Source organism: Achromobacter sp. JD417 (assembly GCF_041879325.1).
GTDB lineage: Bacteria > Pseudomonadota > Gammaproteobacteria > Burkholderiales > Burkholderiaceae_B > Achromobacter > Achromobacter mucicolens.
In genome coordinates, this window is sequence record NZ_CP087159.1 from 1,000,245 (window position 1) to 1,018,907 (window position 18,663).

Sequence of the window (18,663 nt, forward strand, 5' to 3'; positions counted from 1 at the left end):
AGAGGCAGATTGTCCGGCCGTGCGCGCCGTGGCTAGATACCGGGCAAAGGAGGTGGACCATGAACCTGACCTGGACGCCGCAAGAGCGCCAATTCCGCGAGAGCGTGCGCGCCTTCGCCGCCGACAAACTGCCCGAGGACATCCGCGCCAAGGTGCTGCGGCACCAGCGGCTGGAACGCGACGACTACGTGCGCTGGCACAACGTCCTGGCCGACCAGGGCTGGGGCGCGCCGAATTGGCGGGTCGAACACGGCGGCACCGGCTGGAACGCCTTGCAGCGCCTGATCTTCGAAGTGGAATGCTTCAAGGCGGGCGCGCCACGGTTGCTGCCGTTCGGCCTGTCGATGATCGGCCCCGTGCTGATGAAATACGGCAGCGCGCAGCAGCAGGCCCGCTTCTTGCCCCGCATGATCCGCGTAGAGGACTGGTGGTGCCAGGGCTATTCCGAGCCCGGTTCGGGGTCGGACCTGGCGTCGCTCAAGACGCGCGCCGTGCGCGACGGCGACGAATACGTCGTCAATGGCCAGAAGACCTGGACCACGCTTGCCCAGTACGCCGACTGGATGTTCTGCCTGGTGCGCACCGACCCCGAGGCGCGCGCGCAACGCGGCATCTCCATGCTGCTTATCGACATGCATTCGCCGGGCGTCACGGTGCGGCCGATTCGCACGCTGGACGGCGGTCACGACGTCAACGAGGTCTGGCTGGAAAACGTGCGCGTGCCGGCCGCCAATCTGGTCGGCGAGGAGAACCAGGGCTGGACCTACGCCAAGTACCTGCTGGGCCACGAGCGCACGGGCATCGCGGGCCTGGGCCACTGCCACCGCGAACTGGGCATCCTGAAGGACATGGCGGCGCGCGCGCAAACGCGCGGCAAGCCGCTCTTGCAGGACAGCCGCATGCGCGACCGCATCTCGCGCATCGAAGTCGACATCATGGCGCTGGAGATGCTGCTGCTGCGCGTGGCCGCCAGCAACGACGGCACGCCGGGCCCGGAGGCCTCGGTGCTGAAGATCCGCGGCTCGGAGATCCAGCAGGACCTGGCCATGTTGCAGATGGAGGTCGCGGGGCCGGACGCGTGGCCGTACGACCCGGACTGGATGGAGGCCGGCAACGCGTTTCATGGCCCGGGTCCGGAGATGGCCGCGGCCGCGGGCGCCGGTTACGCGGATATGCGCAAGACCTCGATCTACGGCGGCACGACCGAAGTGCAGAAGGGCATCATCGCCCGCCTGGTGCTGGGCGTGTAGGCCCGCCGCGCAACCTCGACAGGAACACGACGCATGGATTTCATCTACACCGAAGAACAGCGCATGCTGGCCGACAGCCTGCGCCGCCTGGTGGACCAGGCATGGACCTTTCCGCAGCGGCGGGCCCGGCAGGCCGCGGGCAAGCTGGACCGGCAGGCGTGGCAGGCGCTGGCCGAACTGGGCGTGCTGGGCCTGAACATCTCGCAAGATCACGGCGGCTTCGGCGAAGTGCCCGCCAGCCTGCTGCCGGTGCACGTCGAACTGGGGCGGGGGCTCGTGTCCGAGCCGGTCATTCCGAGCGCGGTGATGGGCGCGGCGCTGGCCGACGCCTGCGGCGAGACGGCGCGCGGGCGCTGGCTGCCGGCCATTGCGTCGGGCGAGGCCATCGTCAGCGTGGCGTGGCAGGAGCCCGGCCGCCGTTACGCCGCCGGCCCGCAGGACTGCCGCGCTGCCCGCACCCCTGAAGGCTGGCGGCTGGACGGGGCCAAGCATCTGGTGTGGCACGGCGCGGCCGCCGATGCGTGGTTCGTCAGTGCAAAGGGCGAGGACGGCCAGACGGTCCTGCTGGCGGTGCCCGCCGATGCCGCCGGCGTGCGTGTGACGGATACGCCCACGCTGGACGGCGCGCGCTGCGCGCGGCTGGACCTGGACGCGGTGCCCGTGCCCGCGCAGGCGTTGCTGGCAGAAGGCGAGGCGGCCGACCACGCGCTGGCGCAGGCCTTGCAGTGGGGCACCGCCGCGCTGTGCGCGCATGCGGCAGGGGCGATGGAGCGCCTGCTGGAGATCACGGTCGATTACCTGAAGACCCGCAAGCAGTTCGGCCAGCCGCTGGCGTCGTTTCAGGCCTTGCAGCACCGGCTGGCCGAAATGCTGGTGGCCAAGGAGCTTGCGCTGTCGATGGCCTATGTGGCCGTCGCGGCGCTGACGGAATCCGACGCGGCGCAGCAGCGCCGCATGATCGCATCGGCCAAGCTCGAGGCCGCCCGCGCCGGGCGCCTGGTCGCGCAGCTGGCCGTGCAGTTGCACGGGGGCATGGGCATGACGGACGAACTGGAGGTGGGCGACTACTTCAAGCGGCTGACCGTGGTCGATCAACTGATGGGCGATACCGCCGAGCAACTGGCCGTTCTGGAGGAATTGGCATGAGCGCGCACGCACCGGCCTTCACGCAGATCCTGTTTACGCTGGATCGCGGCGTTGGCGTCATCACGCTGAACCGGCCCGAGCGCATGAACAGCTTCACCGAGGTGATGCACGGCGAGCTGTCGCGCGCGCTGGACCTGCTGGAAGGGCACGCGGGCCTGCGCGGGCTCGTGATCACCGGGGCCGGCCGCGGATTCTGCGCCGGGCAGGATCTGGGTGAACGCAAGCCCGCCGAGGACGGCTCGCGCCGGGACCTGAGCGTCATGCTGGACAAGTGCTACCGGCCGCTCATCAACCGCCTGCGCGCCTTGCCCGTGCCGGTGGTGTGCGTCATGAACGGCGTGGCGGCCGGCGCGGGCGCAAGCCTGGTGCTGGCCTGCGACGTGGTGTTTGCAGTGGAATCGGCGCGCTTCGTGCAGGCGTTCAGCAAGATCGGCCTCTTGCCCGACGCGGGCGGAACGTGGTTCCTGCCGCGCCTTGTGGGATCGGCGCGCGCGATGGGGGCCGCGCTCTTCGGCGAACCGGTGTCGGCGGCGCAGGCGGAATCCTGGGGACTGATCTGGCGCGTCGTGCCCGACGCGGCGCTGGCGGACACGATCGGGCAGGTGACGGACACGCTGGCCGCCGGCCCCACGCGCGCCTACGCGGCCACCAAGGCGGCGCTGCAGGCGTCCAGCGGCAACACGCTGGCGCAGCAGTTCGATCTGGAATGCGGGCTGCAGCGCGAACTGGGGTACACCGACGATTACCTCGAAGGCATGCGCGCGTTCGCGGAGAAGCGGCCGCCGGCGTTCATGGGCAAATGAGGCGCGGCGAAAAAAGGCGCCTCGGAAAAAAAGGCGCCCCGGAAAAGCAGTCGCGCTGGATTCAGGCTTGTCGCGGCGTCTGGATCTGATCGATGAGTTCGCGCGCGCAGCCGGGCAGGGCGTCGATGTCGCGCACCAGCAGCTTGCGCTCGCGCACCACCCAGGGTTCGTCCAGTTCGACGACTTGCAGCTTGGTCTCCGACCCGTAACGGCGCGCGGCCGAGTCGGGAATGACGCCGATGCCCACGCCCGCCTGCACCATGCGGCAGATCGAGTCGAAGCTGTAGAGCTGGATGCGCTGCGGCAGGCGCTGGCCGATGCGCTCGAGCTGGTCGCGCAGAAAAGCCACCAGCGTGGAGCCTTCGTGCATGGTGATGAACGGGTAGCGCACGGCGTCCGCCAGTTTGACCTTGTCCTGATCCTGCAGCGGATGGCCGTTGGGCACGACCAGCACGAGGCGGTCGGTGCTGAAGTGGATGGTCTGCAATTCCGGCGCATCCACCGGGCCTGCGACGATGCCCAAGTCGGTAGTGCCGTCCAGCACGCCGCGCACGATGTCGCGGGTCAGGCGTTCCTGCAGGTCCACCGTGACGCCGGGGTGGCCCGACAGGAATTGCGCCAGGATGTCCGGCATGAATTCGGTGACGGCGGTGGTGTTGGCGAAGATGCGGATGTGGCCCGCGTCGCCGTCGGACTGTTCCTGGAAATCGTGCTTCAGGTGGTCCACCTGCCGCATGATGACGCGCGCATGCTGCAAGAGTTTCTGCCCGGCGGGCGTGATCTCGACACCGCGGCTGTCGCGGTAGAGCAGGCGGGAATTGAGCTGGTTTTCCAGCGCCTTGATCCGCACGCTGACCGCGGCCAGGGACAGATGCGCCCGCTTGGCCGCCTGCGTCAGGCTGGGGGATTCGGCGATGTGGATGAACAGTCGGAGGTCGGCAAGGTCGAAGTGCATGGTCCATATATTACGGCGTGGCGCCGGGGGGCGGCCATTCGGGATAGGGATCGATTTGCGACGGCCAGCCGGGGCGCGGATGGCCGATTCAGGCGCAGCAAACCCCGCCTTGAGGAAAAACGAATTCACAGCCCAGACGGCTTGCGGGCATGCTTCAGTCTGTAAAAACACCACCAGAGGAACTCGGCATGACATCTACAGATCCGGCCGCATGGATCGGCAGCGGCGAGCGCAAGGCGGACGCCATGGATCCCGGCCACGCCGCGCGTATCGCCGCCACCTTGGGCGGACCGGTGCCGGCCCAGGGAGACGACCTGCCGCCGCTGTGGCAATGGGCGTTCTTCATTGCCACGGTCGGCATGGATGGATTGGGGACGGATGGGCATCCCTCGCGCGGCGGGTTCCTGCCGCCCGCGCAGGACCGCAACCGCATGTGGGCCGGCGGCCGGGTGGAATTCCGCCAGCCGCTCAAGGTCGGCGTGCCGGCCGAGCGCGTCTCCACCGTGGCCGAGGTCAAGGAGAAGGCGGGCCGCACCGGCGCATTGCTGTTCGTGACCGTGCGCCACGAATACCGGCAGTCTGGCGAGGTTGCGATTTTGGAAGAGCAGGACATCGTGTACCGCCAGCCCTCGCCGCCCAAGCTGACGGGCAGCGAACCCGCGCCGCAGGCCGAATGGCGCGACACGGTCAATCCCACGTCCGTCTTGCTGTTCCGCTATTCGGCGGTCACGTTCAATGGCCACCGCATCCATTACGACCACCCCTACGTCACCGGCGTGGAAGGCTATCCCGGCCTCGTCGTGCACGGTCCGCTCATCGCCACCGAGATGGTTGCCGCGTTTGTCCGCGCCCATCCCAAGGCCCGTCTCACGCACCTGGCCTACCGCGGCTTGCGCCCGTTGATTTCCCCCACGCCTTTCCAGGTTGCCGGCCGCCTGTCCGAGCCGGGCGTCGCCCAGCTCTGGGCCGAGCAGGACGGCACGCTCGCCCACCAAGCCGAATTGAGGTTCACCGAATGAACATGCAGGCCTCCCGCCCACTGGACGGCATCACCGTCGTCAGCCTGGAACACGCCATCGCCGCGCCTTTCTGCACCCGCCAGTTGGCGGACATGGGCGCGCGCGTCATCAAGATTGAACGTCCGGGCACGGGCGACTTCGCCCGCGGCTACGACGAGCGCGTGCGCGGGCTGTCCTCGCACTTCGTCTGGACCAACCGCTCCAAGGAGAGCCTGACGCTGGACCTGAAGCGCGACGAAGCGGCCGGGATCATGGACCGCCTGCTGGAATCGGCCGACGTGCTGGTGCAGAACCTGGCGCCCGGCGCCGCCGCGCGTCTGGGACTGTCCTTCGAGGCGCTGCACGCGAAGCATCCGCGCCTGATCGTCTGCGACATCTCGGGCTACGGCGAAGGCGGCCCCTACCAGGACAAGAAGGCCTATGATCTGCTGATCCAGAGCGAAAGCGGCTTCCTGTCGGTCACCGGCACGAAGGACGATCCGGTCAAGGCGGGGTGTTCCATCGCGGACATCGCTGCCGGTATGTACGCGTATTCGGCCATCCTGAACGCGCTGCTGCTGCGCCAGCGCACTGGCGTGGGCAGCCGCCTGGACGTCTCCATGCTCGAAAGCATGGTCGAGTGGATGGGCTTTCCGATGTACTACGCCTTCGATGGCGCGGCGCCGCCCGTGCGCGCGGGCGCGGCCCACGCGTCCATCTATCCGTACGGGCCGTTCCCGGTGGGCGGCGGGTCGACCATCATGCTGGGTCTGCAAAACGAACGCGAATGGCGTGTCTTCTGCGCTCAGGTGCTGCGCCAGGCCGATCTGGCCGAAGACCCGCGCTTCATTTCCAACTCGCTGCGTACCGCCAACCGCGACGCCCTGCGCGCGCTCATCGTGGCGGCGTTCGCGGACCTGTCCATCGAGCAGGTGACGCAGCGCCTGGAAGACGCGCAGATCGCCAATGCCCGCGTCAACGACATGGCGGGCGTGTGGGCGCATCCGCAATTGCAGGCGCGCCAGCGCTGGAGCGAGGTCGACAGCCCGGCCGGCGTGCTGCCGGCCCTGCTGCCACCCGCCAGCAGCAACGCGTTCGCGCCGCGCATGGGTGCGGTGCCCGCGGTGGGCCAAAACACCGATGCGGTGCTAGCATCACTGGGATACGCGCCGGATCAGGTGGCGCAGTTCCATGCCTCGGAGGTCGTGTGACACATCCCGTCGTTCGTAGCGCCCTGTTTGTGCCGGCTTCGCGGCCCGAGCGCATCCCCAAAGCGCTGGCCGCCGGTGCGGACGCCGTCATCGTGGACCTGGAAGACGCCGTGGAACACCTGGCCAAGGCGTCGGCCCGCGAAGCCCTGTGCGATTTCCTGGGCATGCATCGCGAGGCCCGGCTCTGGGTTCGCATCAACGACGCCTCCACCTCCTGGCACGACGACGATCTGAAGGCCTGCCGCGGCAAGGCCGGCGTGGCGGGCATCCTGCTGCCCAAGGCCGAAAGCATGATGCAGGTGCGGCACGCGGCGCAGGCCGGCTGTCCGGTGATCCCCATCCTTGAAACCGCGCAGGGCATTCTCAATGCGGGCGAGATCGCCGCTACCCCCGGCGTCGCGCGGCTGGCGTTCGGCAGCCTGGACTACGGCCTGGATATGGGCCTGACGCCCGACACGCCGGGCGCCGAAACGGTGCTGGACCACGCGCGGGTGCAGGTGCTGCTCCACACGCGCGCGGCGGGTCTGGCGCCTGCGCTGGACGGCGTTTTTCCGGGCGTGCAGGATCAGGCGGGCCTGGCGGCCGCCGCGGGCCGCGCGCAGCAAATGGGTTTCGGCGGGATGCTGTGCATTCATCCCACACAGGTTCCGGTCATTCACGCCGCGTTCGTGCCGGCGCAGCAGGAACTGGACTGGGCGCGGCGCGTTGTCGCCGCGCACCGCGACACGGCCGCGGGGACGTTCATGCTGGATGGCAAGATGGTCGACGCGCCCGTCATCGCACGGGCGCGTCTGGTGCTGGCGCAGGCGGGCGAGTCCGCGCGCGGCTGATTCTCGCGCCGGCGCCTCGTCCAGACCACACCGAGGCGCCCCGCGCGCAACTGACAGGGCGGGCCCATGGGCGAGGCGCTTTTTATCGGACATACCTACATCGACGTAACCGTGCTGGCCGACGAATGGCCCACGGGCGACCAGAAAAGCGTGGCGCGCGATTACGCGGTGTCTTTCGGCGGCAATGCGGTCACGGCGGCCTTTGCCTGCGCGCGGCTGGGATTGCCGCCCGATCTGATCTGTTCCCTGGCGCCCGACTGGCTGGGGCACATGTACACGGACATGGCCGCCGCGCATGGCGTCACGCTGCACGCGCGGCACGTGCGGCGGTCGTCGCTGTCTTTCATCATGCCCAACAACGGCAAGCGCGCCATCCTGCGCGCCCGCGATGCCGACTACCTGAACGACTTTCCCCGCCTGGACATCGCCGGCTATCGCGCGCTGCATCTGGACGGCCATCAGCCCGATGCCGCGCTGCATTACGCAAGGGCGTGCCGCCAGGCCGGCGTGCTGACCTCGCTGGACGGAGGCGGCGTGCGCGAGAACACCGACGAACTGCTGCGTTACATCGATGTGGCCGTGTGCGCCGAGCGCATGTGCGAGCAACTGAACCTGCCGCCCGAGGGCCTGCTGGACTTGCTCAAGGCACGCGGCTGCCGCATCGGCGCGGTGACGATGGGCGAGCGCGGGATGCTCTGGTACGACGAAACGGGTCGCGTCGACACGCTGCCTTCGCTGGATGTGCCCGCCTCGCGGATCATTGACACCTCGGGGGCGGGCGACGTGTTTCACGGCGCCTACGTGTGGTCCTACCTGACGCGGCCGGACCAGCCCTGGATCGAGCACTTCACGTTCGCGCGCGCGGCCTCGGCGCACAAGATCCAGCATCTGGGCAATGAGGCGGGGCTGCCGGACGTGGAAGACGTCGAGCGCGCCATGATGGCCTTCACGCCCAAGCCCTGACGCCCGGTAGGCGGCGCGTACCGAGGGGCGTGATCAGCCCGCGAGCCGTTCGATGGGCTGGTCGTGGATCGCGCCGATCCACGCATCCAGCGGTTTGCCGTGCACCGACAGGTCAGGCGCCAGGTCGCGCAGCGGCAGCAGCACGAAGGCGCGCAGATGCAAACGGGGATGGGGCAGGATCAGCCGTTCGTGATCAAGCTGCGCATCGCCGTGCAGCAGCAGATCCAGATCGAGCGTGCGAGGGGCGTTGCGGTAGGGACGCTGGCGGCCGTGTTCGTGCTCCAGCGCCTGCAGGACGTCCAGCAGCGCCAGCGGCGCAAGGACGGTATCCACGGCGGCCACGGCATTGATGAAGTCGGGGCCGATGGCGTCGACCGGCGCGCTGCGGTAGAACGGCGAGGCCGTCACCCCGGCGATGCCGGGCGTGGCCTCGAGCTGCGCCAGGACCTGGCGCAGGGTGGCCGCGCTGTCGCCCAGATTGGCGCCAAGGCCCACGTAGGCGCGGACAGGCGGCTGCGGCACAGCGGTTACTCGCCGGCGGGCGCGCTGCGCGGCCCGCTGCGGCGCGGGCGGCGGCGCCGGCGCGCGGGCGCGGCGGCGGCGTCGCTGGCTTCGCGCGGCTGGCGCGACACTTCTTCGATCATGTCGGCACGGGTGGCGTCGTCGGCGTTGGCCAGATCCATCCACCACTGCGCCAGCACGCTGTCGAACTCGCCGGCGGCGGCGCGCAGCTGCAGGAAGTCGCAGGCGGCGCGGAAACGCGGCTGCTCGATCATGCGGTAGATGGTCTTGCCCATGCGCCGTTCGAAACGCGGTTGCATGAACCAGATCTCGCGCATGTCGGACGAGAAGCGGCGCTGGATGGCGAGTTTCTCGGTCTGTTCGTCCAGCACGGAGTCCGCAGCCGACGACAGGGCCGGAATGGTGTGCTCGCCCTGCGCGCGCAACTGCTTCCAGCGCACTTCGACCTGCTGCCACAGCAGCGCGGCAAACAGGAAGCTGGGGCTGATGGTCTTGCCGGCGCGCACGCGCGCATCGGTGCGTTCCAGCGCCAGTTCCACGAAGTGTTCGCCGCCGGGTTGTTCAAGCACCACGTCCAGCAGCGGCAGCAGGCCGTTGTGCAGGCCATCGGCGCGCAGCTGGCGCAGGCAGTCCATCGCGTGGCCGCAGGTCAGCAGCTTGAGCATCTCGTCGAACAGGCGCGAGGCCGGAACGTTCTCGATGAGGTCGGCCATCGTGCTGATGGGCTCGCGCGTGGCCGGATCGATCGTGCCGTTCAGCTTGGCGGCAAAGCGCACCGCGCGCAGCATGCGGACCGGATCTTCGCGGTAGCGCTTGACGGGATCACCGATGATGCGGATCTGGCGCTTCTTCAGGTCGGCCACGCCATTGTGGTAGTCGATGACTTCCTCGTTGTGCGGGTCGTAGTACAGCGCATTCATGGTGAAGTCGCGGCGCTTGGCGTCTTCTTCCTGGGATCCGAACACGTTGTCGCGCAGGATGCGGCCGTGCTCGTCGGTTTCCTGGTCTTCCGAGGCGGGCGCGCGGAAGGTGGAGGTCTCGATGATTTCCTGGCCGAACACCACGTGCACCAGCTGAAAGCGCCGGCCGATGATGCGCGCGCGGCGGAACAGCGGACGGATCTGTTCTGGCGTGGCGTTGGTGGCCACGTCGAAGTCCTTGGGCTCGAGCCCGACGATCAGGTCGCGCACCGCGCCGCCGACGATATAGGCTTCGTAGCCATGCTGGCGCAGCACCTCGCACACCTTGATGGCGTGGCGCGACACGTTGCGGCGGTCAATGCCGTGTTTGTCGCGCCCGATGCGCAACGGCCCCCTGGGTGTCGGCGCGAATAGCCGGCCGACGAATTTTTTTATGGTTTCAGTGATCATTTAGGACTTCGAATCTTCCATGTGGTCGAACAGGTCGATCACTTGCCAGCCGCGTTCCTGCGCAATGGCGCGCAGGGCGGGGCTGGGGTTGGCGGCAATCGGACGGGTCACTTTTTCGAGGAGCGGCACATCATTGACCGAATCGCTATAGAAAAACGATTCGGAGAAATCCGCAAGCCCCAAGCCCATGCTGCCCAGCCAGTCGTTCACGCGCACCACCTTGCCTTCCTTGAAGCTTGGCGTGCCCAGGATGCGGCCCGTGTAGCGGCCGCGCAGGTACTCGGCATCGGTCGCGACCAGATGGGGCACACCGAACGCGCGGGCGATCGGGGCGGTGACGAAACTGTTGGTGGCCGTGACGATGGCGCAGAGGTCCCCGGCTTCCAGGTGGCCGTCCACCAGGTCGCGCGCGGCGGGGGTGATGGACGGGCGGATGACTTCGCCCATGAAGGTTTCGTGCCACACGGCCAGATCGTGAGGCGCGTGCGCGGCCAGCAGGCCGAGCATGAATTCGGCGGCCTGTTCGGCCGTGAGTTCGCCGCGGTTGTAGCGCTCCATCAGATCGTCATTCAGGCGGCGGGCCTCGACGGGATCGCCCGCGCGGCCCGTGCGCGCCAGATAGTCGGCCCATTGATAGTCGCTGTCGAGCGGCAGCAAGGTGTGATCAAGGTCGAACAGGGCAAGACGTCGGGTGGTCATGTGCGTTGTGAATCAGGATCTGCGAGCATGGCGCGCAGCAGGGGGAGGGTGATGGGGCGGCCGGTGGCCAGCGAATAACGATCCAGCGCGTCGAGCAACGCCGCAAGCTTGCGGATGTCGCGCTCGTGGTGCGTGAGCATCCAGTTGATGATTTCGGGCGCCAGGTGCAGCCCGCGTTCGGCGGCCTGCGCCGACAGCGCGGCCAGCTTGTCGGCGTCGGACAGCGGATCCAGCCGGAACACCAGGTCCCAGCCCAGGCGCGTGCGCAGATCTTCGCGCAGCGGCATCGACAGCGGCGCGCGGTCGCCGGCCAGCGCAAGCGCAAAGGCCCGCTGCGTGGCGGCCGATTCGCGCCAGCGGTTGTACAGCGCAAACAAGGCGGCCTGGCGGCTGTCGTCCATGCGGTGCACGTCGTCGACGGCCACGAAGTGGGGCATCGGCGATTTGGAATCGGCTTCGGCCAGGCGGCGCAGCATGTTTTCGCCGTTGGCCGGGTCGATGTAGACGGCATCCGGGCGCGCGGTCAGGGCGCGCAGCAGATGGGTGCGGCCGCAGCCGGCGGCGCCCCAGATGTACAGGGCACGGCCGGGCTTGAGCGCACGCACGGCTGCCACCGCTTCTCCGTTGGGGCCGGCGATGTAGTTGTTCAGCGATGGCGCTGGCGCGGGGAGAACGTCGAGCAGCAGCTGGCGGTTCATGAGAGTTAGCAATCAGGCGTTTTCGGGGGCGCCGGTAGGTCCAGGCCGGGCCGCCGCAAAAAGCCAAGAAAAATCGGTGATACAAGGGCCATGTAGAAACTGGCAAAATCAATACCGGCCAACCCTACACTTTAAACCACCTGAGGCGATGGTGTCGCGTCCGAACGCTTGGCCTGGCGGGGGTTTGCGCCCTTTAGCGCCTGTCCGCGGCCGGGTCATCGTAAAATGCAGGGCGTTCCACCAAAATCCCAGCAATTGTTACATACCCCACGGCATTTCTCATGACGAACCAACCTAAAGCCCCCCTGACCTACCGCGACGCCGGTGTCGACATCGACGCAGGCGACGCCCTGGTCGACCGAATCAAACCCCTTGCCGCGCGCACGATGCGCCCCGGGGTGCTGGCCGGTATCGGCGGCTTTGGCGGCCTGTTCGAAGTGCCCAAGACCTACAAGGAGCCCGTGCTGGTGTCCGGCACGGACGGCGTGGGCACCAAGCTGCGCCTGGCCTTCGACTGGAACCGCCACGACACGGTGGGCATCGACCTGGTCGCCATGAGCGTCAACGACATCCTGGTGCAGGGCGCAGAACCCCTGTTCTTCCTGGATTACTTCGGTTGCGGCAAGTTGTCGGTGGACACGGCGGCGGCAGTGGTGGGCGGCATTGCCAAGGGCTGCGAATTGTCGGGTTGCGCGCTGATCGGCGGCGAAACCGCCGAAATGCCGGGCATGTACCCGGACGGCGAATACGACCTGGCCGGTTTCGCGGTGGGCGCGGTGGAAAAGTCCAAGATCATCGACGGCAAGTCCATCAAGGCGGGCGACGTGGTGCTGGGCCTGGCTTCCAGCGGCGCGCACTCGAATGGCTACTCGCTGCTGCGCAAGATCCTGGAACGCGCCGGCGCCAAGCCCGACGACGATTTCCACGGCCAGAAGATGGTCGACGTGGTCATGGCCCCGACCCGCATCTACGTGAAGCAGGTGCTGGCCGCCCTGGCCAAGCACGGCACCGACATCAAGGGCCTGGCCCACATCACCGGCGGCGGCCTGCTGGACAACGTGCCGCGCATCCTGCAGGACGGCCTGGCCGCCAAGCTGCACCGCGACGCCTGGGAAATGCCCAAGCTGTTCCAGTGGCTGCAAGCGCAGGGCGGCGTCGAGGACACCGAGATGTACCGCGTCTTCAACTGCGGCATCGGCATGGTGCTGGTGGTGGATCCGGCCCAGGCCGACGCCATTGCCGCCACGCTGCGCGACCAGGGCGAGACCGTCAGCAAGCTGGGCGAGATCGTGCCCCAGGAAGCCGGCATGGCGCAGACCTTCGTGGTGTGACGCCGCGGCGATCACGCTGCAATGAAGATGACCGCCGTGATGGCGGTCATTTTTTTTGGCGCCGCGTGAGGGCGCCTGGGCGGCATTCGAAGGTGTCTGACACCCCGACGAGACCAACTTCATCCTGCGATGCCGTCTCAGGGGGTGTCAGACACCTTTGAATGCGGGGTGTCAGACACCTTTGAATACAGCCCGTCAGTCCGCCAGCGCCAGCGCCACGGCGTCGATCGTCTGCGCGACCGCGTCGGCGGCCAGGCAGTCGACGATGACGCGATCGGGCTGCGCGCGCAGCCAGGTGATCTGGCGCTTGGCCAGTTGCCGCGTCGCCGCGATGCCCTGTTCGCGGGCGGTGTCCAGGTCGATCTGGCCGTCCAGGTGCGCCCACATCTGACGGTATCCCACGCAGCGCACGGACGGCAGCCCCGGGTGCAGGTCGGTGCGGGCGTGCAGGCCGCGCACCTCTTCCAGCAGTCCCTGGCGCAGCATGGCGTCAAAGCGCTGTTCGATGCGGGCGTGCAGGGCGGCGCGGTCCGAGGGCTCCAGGCTGATCGTCACGTAGCGGTTGCCGTCGTCGTCGGGCTTGCGCTGGGCGCGTTGCAGCAGGGCCGACATGGGTTGGCCGGAAAGCTGGCAGATTTCGAGTGCGCGCTGGATGCGCTGGCTGTCGTTGGGCGCCAGGCGCGCGGCCGTGACGGGGTCCAGCTTCGCCAGCTCGGCGTGCAGCGCGGGCCAGCCCAGCCGGGCGGCGCGCGCTTCCAGTTCGGCGCGCAGCGCGGGATCGGCCTGCGGCAGGTCGTCCAGACCGTCGCGCAGCGCCTTGTAGTACATCATCGTGCCGCCCGCCAGCAGCGGGATGCGGCCGCGCGCGCGAATGCCGGCGATCAGGCGCAGCGCGTCGGCGCGGAATTCCGCGGCCGAATACGACTGCGCCGGGTCCAGGATGTCGAGCAGGTGCTGAGGAACGCGGGCCTGTTCTTCAAGAGAGGGCTTGGCGGTGCCGATATCCATGCCGCGGTAGATCGTGGCCGAGTCCACGTTGACGATCTCGAGCGGCCAGCGTTCGGCCAGTGCCAGCGTCGAGGCGCTCTTGCCGGCCGCGGTGGGGCCCGCCAGGCAGATGACCGGGGGCAAAACCGGGGAGAGGGGCGCCGGCAAGCTATTGCCCACGCAGGAAGAGCTTGTCCAGGTCGGACATGGACCATTGCACCCAGGTGGGACGGCCGTGGTTGCACTGGTCGGCCCGTTCCGTCGATTCCATCTGGCGCAGCAGGCCGTTCATTTCTTCGAGGGTGAGCTTGCGGTTGGCGCGCACGGAGCCGTGGCAGGCCATGGTCGAGAGCAGTTCGTTGCGCTGTTCGGTCAACAGGCGCGAGACGCCCACCGCGCCCAGATCGCGCAACACGGCGCGGGCCAGGGTTTCGATGTCCCCGCGGGCCAGGATGGCCGGCACCGATCGGACCGCGATCGAGGTGGGGCCGGAAGGACGCATCTCAAAGCCCAGGTCGTTCAACTGTTCCTCGAATTCCTCGACCAGCGCCACGTCCTTTTCCTGGGCGTGGAACACCACGGGCACCAGCAGGTCCTGGCGCGGCAGGCTGCGCGCGTCCAGGGCCTGCTTGAGCTGTTCGTAGACCACGCGCTCGTGGGCGGCGTGCATGTCGACCAGCACCATGCCGCGGCGGTTCTGCGCCAGGATGTACACGCCGTGCAGCTGCGCCACCGCCATGCCCAACGGGTGTTCTTCGTCGGCGGGCAGCGCGGCGGGCGCCGGCGCCGGTTCACGCAGCGGCGCGGCCCGGGCGGCGGTGTCGTCGGTCAGCGGGCGGTAGAGCGATTGCCAGTCGGCGGCGGGAATGCCGGCCGGTTCGGCGTGCAGGCGGAAGGGCACCTGGGTATGCGGACGCTGCGGGGCGGGCGACGGGCGCAGCCCGTAGGCGGCGCCGTTGCCCGAGCCGTTGCCAGAGCCGGGGTGCGCACCTGCATGCGCGCCGCCCGCTGTGCTGCCTGTGGTGCTGCCTGCGTTGCCGCCATTCATGCCCCCATAGCCCGGGCGCGGCGATTCGGCCGGGGCCGGCATCGCAGGGCGGTAGGCGGGGGCGGCGGCGTTGGACGAGGCGGCGTCGCCCGCCGGTCGCGCGACGGTTTCGAATCCGCCGTCATCGGCCTGTGCCGCGGGCGCCACGGCCGACGAGCCGCCGGTCTGCGCCAGCGTCTGGCTGACCGCGTGCGAGACGAAGCGGTGCACGGCGCCGCTGTCGCGGAAACGCACTTCGTGCTTGGCCGGGTGGACGTTCACGTCCACGGCGGCCGGATCGATGTCCAGGAACAGCACATAAGCGGGCTGGCGGTCGCCGTGCAGCACGTCGGCGTAGGCCGCGCGCAGCGCGTGGCTGACGGTGCGGTCCCGCACGTAGCGGCCGTTCACGTAGAGGTACTGACGGTCGGCGCGGGCGCGGGCGGCGGTCGGCCGGGTGATCATGCCGGCCAGGCTGACCGTGCCGACCGAATGCGACAGCAGCAGGCCGTGCTCGGCGAATTCGGCGCCCAGCACGTCGCGGATGCGCTGCGGCGGTTCGGCCGGCAGCCACTGGCGTTGTGCGCGGTCGTGGTGGAACAGGCGGAAGGCAATCTGCGGATGCGCCAGCGCGATGCGCTCCATGGCGTCGACGCAATGGCCGAATTCCGTGGCTTCGGAGCGCAGGAACTTGCGGCGCGCGGGCACCGCGTCGAACAGCTGACGCACGTCGACGGTGGTGCCGGGCGGGCCGGAGGCGGGGCTGACCTGCATGCTGCCCGCGTCGATCTGCCAGGCATGGTCGCCGTCGCGGGTGCGCGAAATGATGGACACCTGGGCCACGGACGCAATCGAGGCCAGGGCTTCGCCGCGAAACCCCATGGATGCCACGGATTCCAGTTCGTTCAGCGAGCGGATCTTGCTGGTGGCGTGGCGGGCCAGCGCCAGCGGCAGTTCCTCGGGCGGGATGCCGCCGCCGTCATCCGTCACCGCAATACGCCGGATGCCGCCGCCTTCGAGACGGACCTCGATGGCGCGCCCGCCTGCGTCGATCGCGTTTTCAAGGATTTCCTTGAGCACGGACGCGGGGCGCTCGATGACCTCGCCAGCGGCGATCTGGCTGATCAGCAGGTCAGGAAGCGCAAGGATGGAACGACGTTCGGTCATGAGGCCCAGATCTTATGTAGCAGTGCGGACGATTTTAGCGTCATGCTCCGGTGGGCTATAGTCGCTGACAAATTCACATCGGATATCAGGGCCGCTTCAATGCTCGAGTTTTTCAATATGGTGCTCCACATCGACCAGACGCTGGGTCTCTGGGTCGAGCAGTACGGCGTGTGGGTGTACCTGGTGCTGTTTCTCATCGTCTTTGCCGAGACGGGACTGGTCGTGCTGCCTTTCCTGCCGGGCGACTCGCTCTTGTTCATCGCCGGCGCCTTTGGCGCCACGGGCCATATCGACCCCATCCTGATGTCGGTGCTGCTCATCGTGGCGGCCGTGACCGGCAACTCGCTGAACTACGCGATCGGCCGCTACATCGGACCGCGGGTGTTCTCGATGAACCTGCGCTTCCTGGACCGCGGCGCGCTGATGCGCACGCATGCCTTCTATGAAAAGCACGGCGGCAAGACGATCGTCATGTCGCGCTTCATCCCGGTGGTGCGCACCTTTGCGCCCTTCGTGGCGGGCGTGGCCGAGATGTCGATGGCGCGCTTCCAGATGTTCAACATCATGGGCGCGCTGCTGTGGGTGATCAGCCTGGTCGCGGCGGGCTATTTCTTCGGCAATATCCCGATCATTCGCGATCACCTGAACACCATCGTCCTGGTGGGCCTGGCGGCGGCCGTCGTGCCGGTCGTGGGGGCCGGCCTGGTCAAGCTGGTGCGCGCGCGCCGGGCGCACTAGGACGGCGCGCGGCGCCCAAACAAAAAGGCTATGCGCCAAAGGGTGCATAGCCTTTTTTCATGGGCCCAGCCAAAGGGCCGGGAACGCGCGTAAAACCTAGCTCACGTCACCCAGGCGCGCCAGCGGCGGGTTGGCGGTGAAGTAGCGCTGGATGCCGGTCATCATGGCCTGCGCCAGCTTGTCCTGGTGCCCTGCGCTGCGCAGCAGGGCTTCTTCCTGCGGATTGCTGATGAAGGCGGTCTCGACCAGCACCGACGGAATGTCCGGCGCCTTCAGCACGGCAAAGCCGGCCTGTTCGACGCTGTTCTTGTGCAGGCGGTTGATCTTCTTGATCTCGTCCAGGAAGGCGTTGCCCACCTTGAGCGAGTCGTTGATCTGGGCCGTGGTGGACAAGTCCAGCAGCACCTTTGCGACCTGGCGGTCGTGGCTGCCCAGGTTGACGCCGCCGATCAGGTCGGCCGCGTTTTCCTTGTCGGCCATCCACCGGGCCTGCGCGCTGGTGGCGCCGCGCTGGGACAGCGCAAAGACCGACGAGCCGTTGGCGGAGGGCTTGACCCAGGCGTCCGCGTGGATGGAGATGAACAGGTCCGCATGCACACGGCGCGCCTTCTGCACGCGCACGTGCAGCGGGACGAAGTAATCGTCGTCCCGCGTCAGATAAGCACGCATGTACGGCTGGCTGTCGATCAGCGACTTCAGGCGCCGCGCAATGCGCAGCACCACGTCTTTTTCGCGCAGGCCGGATTTGCCGATGGCGCCCGGGTCTTCGCCGCCGTGGCCGGGGTCCAGCGCGATGGTCAGCATGCGCGGCTTGCCGCGGCTGGCGGTGGCGGGGGGCTTGGGCGGGGTCGGCAGGGCGGGCGCCGGCTGCTGGCCGCGCACGCGGGGCGGCTCGGGCGGATCCGCGCGGGTCACCGGGTTGCGCTGGATGTCTTCCAGGATGCGCGCCAGCGGATCGTCCACATCGGGACCGCTGGACTTGTTCAGGATCGCGATCAGCGGATCCTGGGCAATCTTGGGGTACAGGTCCAGCACCAGCCGGTACTGGTAGTCGGCAACGGGCTTGAGCGTGAACACCTGCGGCGCCACGGGCTGCTTCAGATCGAACACCAGCCGCACGACGTTCGGGCGGTTCTGCGCCACGCGCAGGCTCTGGATGTAGGGATCGTCGGGCCGGACCTTGGAGACCAGGTCGTTCAAGGCCGCGCTGAGGGTCAGTCCCTCGATGTCGACCACCAGACGGTGGGGATTTTCCAGCGTGAACTGTTCAGCCTTGAGTTCGCTGTCCAGTTCCAGCGTGACGCGGGTGTATTCGTCGGCAGGCCAGGTCCGTACGGCCAGGATCGTGGCGGCCTGCGCCAGCCGCGGCACGACCGGCAGGACGAGCAGCGTGGCGGCGACGCTGATCAGGCGTCGGCGGGTGGCGCCTGCCGAGGGGAGGGCGCCGTCAGGGGCGGGGGGACAATCGCGTTCAACCATGTTTGTCCTCGGGCGGTGTACGCGGTCAGGGTGGCGTCACGTCCGTCGCCTGCATAGGCAAGGCAGATCAGCAGGTCCGGCGGGGGCAAAAGGCCTTCTGCCCGCTCCGGCCATTCGATCAAAACGACCGCATCGTCACGCAGTAAATCCCGAAATCCTGCGTCCAACCATTCGCGCGAATCACTAAATCTATAAAAATCAAGGTGATAGAAGTATAAGTTAGAAAGTTTATAGGATTCAAGCAGGGCGTAGCTTGGACTCTTGATTCGGCCTGTGATGCCGCTTTCACGCAACAATGCCCTGGAGAAGGCCGTTTTTCCTGCGCCGAGGTCACCTTGGAGATGAATACACGCGCCTGGCAGGCCGGTTTTGGCGCCCGTGACCATCGGCGCCAGCTGGCGTGCCAGCGCCTCGGTGGCGGCTTCGTCGGGCAGGTGCAAAGTCAGGGTGGCAAGGGGGGCGGACATGGCGCGGGGCGAGTGGTAAAAA

The 18,663-nt window shown here is 68.0% G+C and carries 18 protein-coding genes; 9 read left to right on the top strand and 9 right to left on the bottom strand.

Features of this window, described 5'->3' with window-relative positions; genetic code table 11:
* Positions 1-59: 59 nt before the first annotated feature.
* The 3 genes from LN047_RS04595 to paaG are packed head-to-tail and all read left to right on the top strand — an operon-like array spanning position 60 to position 3,199.
* Positions 60-1,250 (top strand): acyl-CoA dehydrogenase family protein, encoded by a 1,191-nt coding sequence (locus tag LN047_RS04595; RefSeq protein WP_373981214.1) that lies wholly within the window; start codon positions 60-62, stop codon positions 1,248-1,250.
* A 33-nt stretch (positions 1,251-1,283) separates the two neighbouring features.
* A complete protein-coding gene (locus LN047_RS04600) occupies positions 1,284-2,396 on the top strand; it encodes an acyl-CoA dehydrogenase family protein (RefSeq protein WP_373981215.1) in 1,113 nt (370 codons plus the stop codon).
* Complete coding sequence (gene paaG / locus LN047_RS04605) at positions 2,393-3,199, top strand: 2-(1,2-epoxy-1,2-dihydrophenyl)acetyl-CoA isomerase PaaG (protein ID WP_217618774.1); 807 nt, start codon at positions 2,393-2,395, stop codon at positions 3,197-3,199. The genes LN047_RS04600 and paaG overlap by 4 nt, the downstream gene beginning before the upstream one ends.
* A 61-nt stretch (positions 3,200-3,260) precedes the next feature.
* On the opposite strand, the gene LN047_RS04610 is transcribed toward paaG, so the two are convergent.
* Entirely contained in the window at positions 3,261-4,154 is an 894-nt protein-coding gene (locus LN047_RS04610; protein ID WP_056320969.1) for a LysR family transcriptional regulator, read from the bottom strand.
* 188 nt (positions 4,155-4,342) lie between these two features.
* On the opposite strand from LN047_RS04610, the gene LN047_RS04615 reads away from it, so the two are divergent.
* From LN047_RS04615 to LN047_RS04630, 4 genes are all read left to right on the top strand, one after another.
* Positions 4,343-5,173 (top strand): MaoC family dehydratase N-terminal domain-containing protein, encoded by an 831-nt coding sequence (locus LN047_RS04615; protein WP_056320972.1) that lies wholly within the window; start codon positions 4,343-4,345, stop codon positions 5,171-5,173.
* On the top strand, positions 5,170-6,363 hold the full coding sequence (locus tag LN047_RS04620) for a CaiB/BaiF CoA-transferase family protein (RefSeq protein WP_082586256.1): 1,194 nt from the start codon (positions 5,170-5,172) through the stop codon (positions 6,361-6,363). Before LN047_RS04615 ends, LN047_RS04620 begins: the two co-directional genes overlap by 4 nt.
* Positions 6,360-7,193 (top strand): CoA ester lyase, encoded by an 834-nt coding sequence (locus LN047_RS04625; RefSeq protein WP_062840290.1) that lies wholly within the window; start codon positions 6,360-6,362, stop codon positions 7,191-7,193. Before LN047_RS04620 ends, LN047_RS04625 begins: the two co-directional genes overlap by 4 nt.
* Positions 7,194-7,259: 66 nt before the next feature.
* Positions 7,260-8,156, top strand: a complete 897-nt coding sequence (locus tag LN047_RS04630) for a sugar kinase (protein WP_175236737.1) — start codon at positions 7,260-7,262, stop codon at positions 8,154-8,156.
* A 33-nt stretch (positions 8,157-8,189) separates the two neighbouring features.
* Here the strand turns inward: LN047_RS04630 and LN047_RS04635 are convergent, their stop codons facing one another.
* The 4 genes from LN047_RS04635 to hda are packed head-to-tail and all read right to left on the bottom strand — an operon-like array spanning position 8,190 to position 11,445.
* Positions 8,190-8,678 (bottom strand): 2-amino-4-hydroxy-6-hydroxymethyldihydropteridine diphosphokinase, encoded by a 489-nt coding sequence (locus LN047_RS04635; protein WP_373981216.1) that lies wholly within the window; start codon positions 8,676-8,678, stop codon positions 8,190-8,192.
* A 5-nt stretch (positions 8,679-8,683) separates the two neighbouring features.
* Complete coding sequence (gene pcnB, locus LN047_RS04640; protein WP_373981217.1) at positions 8,684-10,048, bottom strand: polynucleotide adenylyltransferase PcnB; 1,365 nt, start codon at positions 10,046-10,048, stop codon at positions 8,684-8,686.
* A complete protein-coding gene (locus LN047_RS04645; protein ID WP_128830006.1) occupies positions 10,049-10,747 on the bottom strand; it encodes an HAD family phosphatase in 699 nt (232 codons plus the stop codon).
* Positions 10,744-11,445 carry a DnaA regulatory inactivator Hda gene (hda, locus tag LN047_RS04650; RefSeq protein ID WP_056320988.1) on the bottom strand — a complete coding sequence of 234 codons (702 nt, stop codon included), beginning with the start codon at positions 11,443-11,445 and terminating at the stop codon, positions 10,744-10,746. Before hda ends, LN047_RS04645 begins: the two co-directional genes overlap by 4 nt.
* Before the next feature lie 281 nt (positions 11,446-11,726).
* Here hda and purM point away from each other — a divergent pair, with 281 nt between their 5' ends.
* Positions 11,727-12,776: a phosphoribosylformylglycinamidine cyclo-ligase gene (gene purM, locus LN047_RS04655; protein WP_373981218.1), complete on the top strand. Its 1,050-nt coding sequence runs from the start codon at positions 11,727-11,729 to the stop codon at positions 12,774-12,776.
* A 195-nt stretch (positions 12,777-12,971) separates the two neighbouring features.
* Here purM and miaA read toward each other — a convergent pair whose 3' ends face one another.
* Positions 12,972-13,907 (bottom strand): tRNA (adenosine(37)-N6)-dimethylallyltransferase MiaA, encoded by a 936-nt coding sequence (gene miaA, locus LN047_RS04660; RefSeq protein ID WP_373981219.1) that lies wholly within the window; start codon positions 13,905-13,907, stop codon positions 12,972-12,974.
* Positions 13,908-13,932: 25 nt separating this feature from the next.
* Positions 13,933-15,957, bottom strand: coding sequence for a DNA mismatch repair endonuclease MutL (gene mutL / locus LN047_RS04665; RefSeq protein ID WP_373981220.1), 2,025 nt, complete (start codon positions 15,955-15,957; stop codon positions 13,933-13,935).
* 99 nt (positions 15,958-16,056) lie between these two features.
* Here mutL and LN047_RS04670 point away from each other — a divergent pair, with 99 nt between their 5' ends.
* The gene (locus LN047_RS04670; protein WP_128830008.1) at positions 16,057-16,695 is read left to right on the top strand and encodes a VTT domain-containing protein; all 639 of its coding nucleotides are present in this window, start codon (positions 16,057-16,059) and stop codon (positions 16,693-16,695) included.
* Between the two features lie 96 nt (positions 16,696-16,791).
* Here the strand turns inward: LN047_RS04670 and LN047_RS04675 are convergent, their stop codons facing one another.
* Positions 16,792-18,174, bottom strand: coding sequence for an N-acetylmuramoyl-L-alanine amidase (locus LN047_RS04675; protein WP_056320999.1), 1,383 nt, complete (start codon positions 18,172-18,174; stop codon positions 16,792-16,794).
* A complete protein-coding gene (gene tsaE, locus LN047_RS04680; protein ID WP_081100995.1) occupies positions 18,102-18,641 on the bottom strand; it encodes a tRNA (adenosine(37)-N6)-threonylcarbamoyltransferase complex ATPase subunit type 1 TsaE in 540 nt (179 codons plus the stop codon). The genes LN047_RS04675 and tsaE overlap by 73 nt, the downstream gene beginning before the upstream one ends.
* Positions 18,642-18,663: the final 22 nt, after the last annotated feature.

Coding starts and splice junctions, on each gene's coding strand:
- LN047_RS04615 (WP_056320972.1), top strand. CDS start 4,343: ATGACATCTACAGATCCGGCCGCATGGATCGGCAGCGGCGAGCGCAAG.
- LN047_RS04600 (WP_373981215.1), top strand. CDS start 1,284: ATGGATTTCATCTACACCGAAGAACAGCGCATGCTGGCCGACAGCCTG.
- paaG (WP_217618774.1), top strand. CDS start 2,393: ATGAGCGCGCACGCACCGGCCTTCACGCAGATCCTGTTTACGCTGGAT.
- hda (WP_056320988.1), bottom strand. CDS start 11,445: ATGAACCGCCAGCTGCTGCTCGACGTTCTCCCCGCGCCAGCGCCATCG.
- mutL (WP_373981220.1), bottom strand. CDS start 15,957: ATGACCGAACGTCGTTCCATCCTTGCGCTTCCTGACCTGCTGATCAGC.
- LN047_RS04645 (WP_128830006.1), bottom strand. CDS start 10,747: ATGACCACCCGACGTCTTGCCCTGTTCGACCTTGATCACACCTTGCTG.
- tsaE (WP_081100995.1), bottom strand. CDS start 18,641: ATGTCCGCCCCCCTTGCCACCCTGACTTTGCACCTGCCCGACGAAGCC.
- LN047_RS04630 (WP_175236737.1), top strand. CDS start 7,260: ATGGGCGAGGCGCTTTTTATCGGACATACCTACATCGACGTAACCGTG.
- purM (WP_373981218.1), top strand. CDS start 11,727: ATGACGAACCAACCTAAAGCCCCCCTGACCTACCGCGACGCCGGTGTC.
- pcnB (WP_373981217.1), bottom strand. CDS start 10,048: ATGATCACTGAAACCATAAAAAAATTCGTCGGCCGGCTATTCGCGCCG.
- LN047_RS04670 (WP_128830008.1), top strand. CDS start 16,057: ATGCTCGAGTTTTTCAATATGGTGCTCCACATCGACCAGACGCTGGGT.
- LN047_RS04595 (WP_373981214.1), top strand. CDS start 60: ATGAACCTGACCTGGACGCCGCAAGAGCGCCAATTCCGCGAGAGCGTG.
- LN047_RS04620 (WP_082586256.1), top strand. CDS start 5,170: ATGAACATGCAGGCCTCCCGCCCACTGGACGGCATCACCGTCGTCAGC.
- LN047_RS04610 (WP_056320969.1), bottom strand. CDS start 4,154: ATGCACTTCGACCTTGCCGACCTCCGACTGTTCATCCACATCGCCGAA.
- LN047_RS04675 (WP_056320999.1), bottom strand. CDS start 18,174: ATGGTTGAACGCGATTGTCCCCCCGCCCCTGACGGCGCCCTCCCCTCG.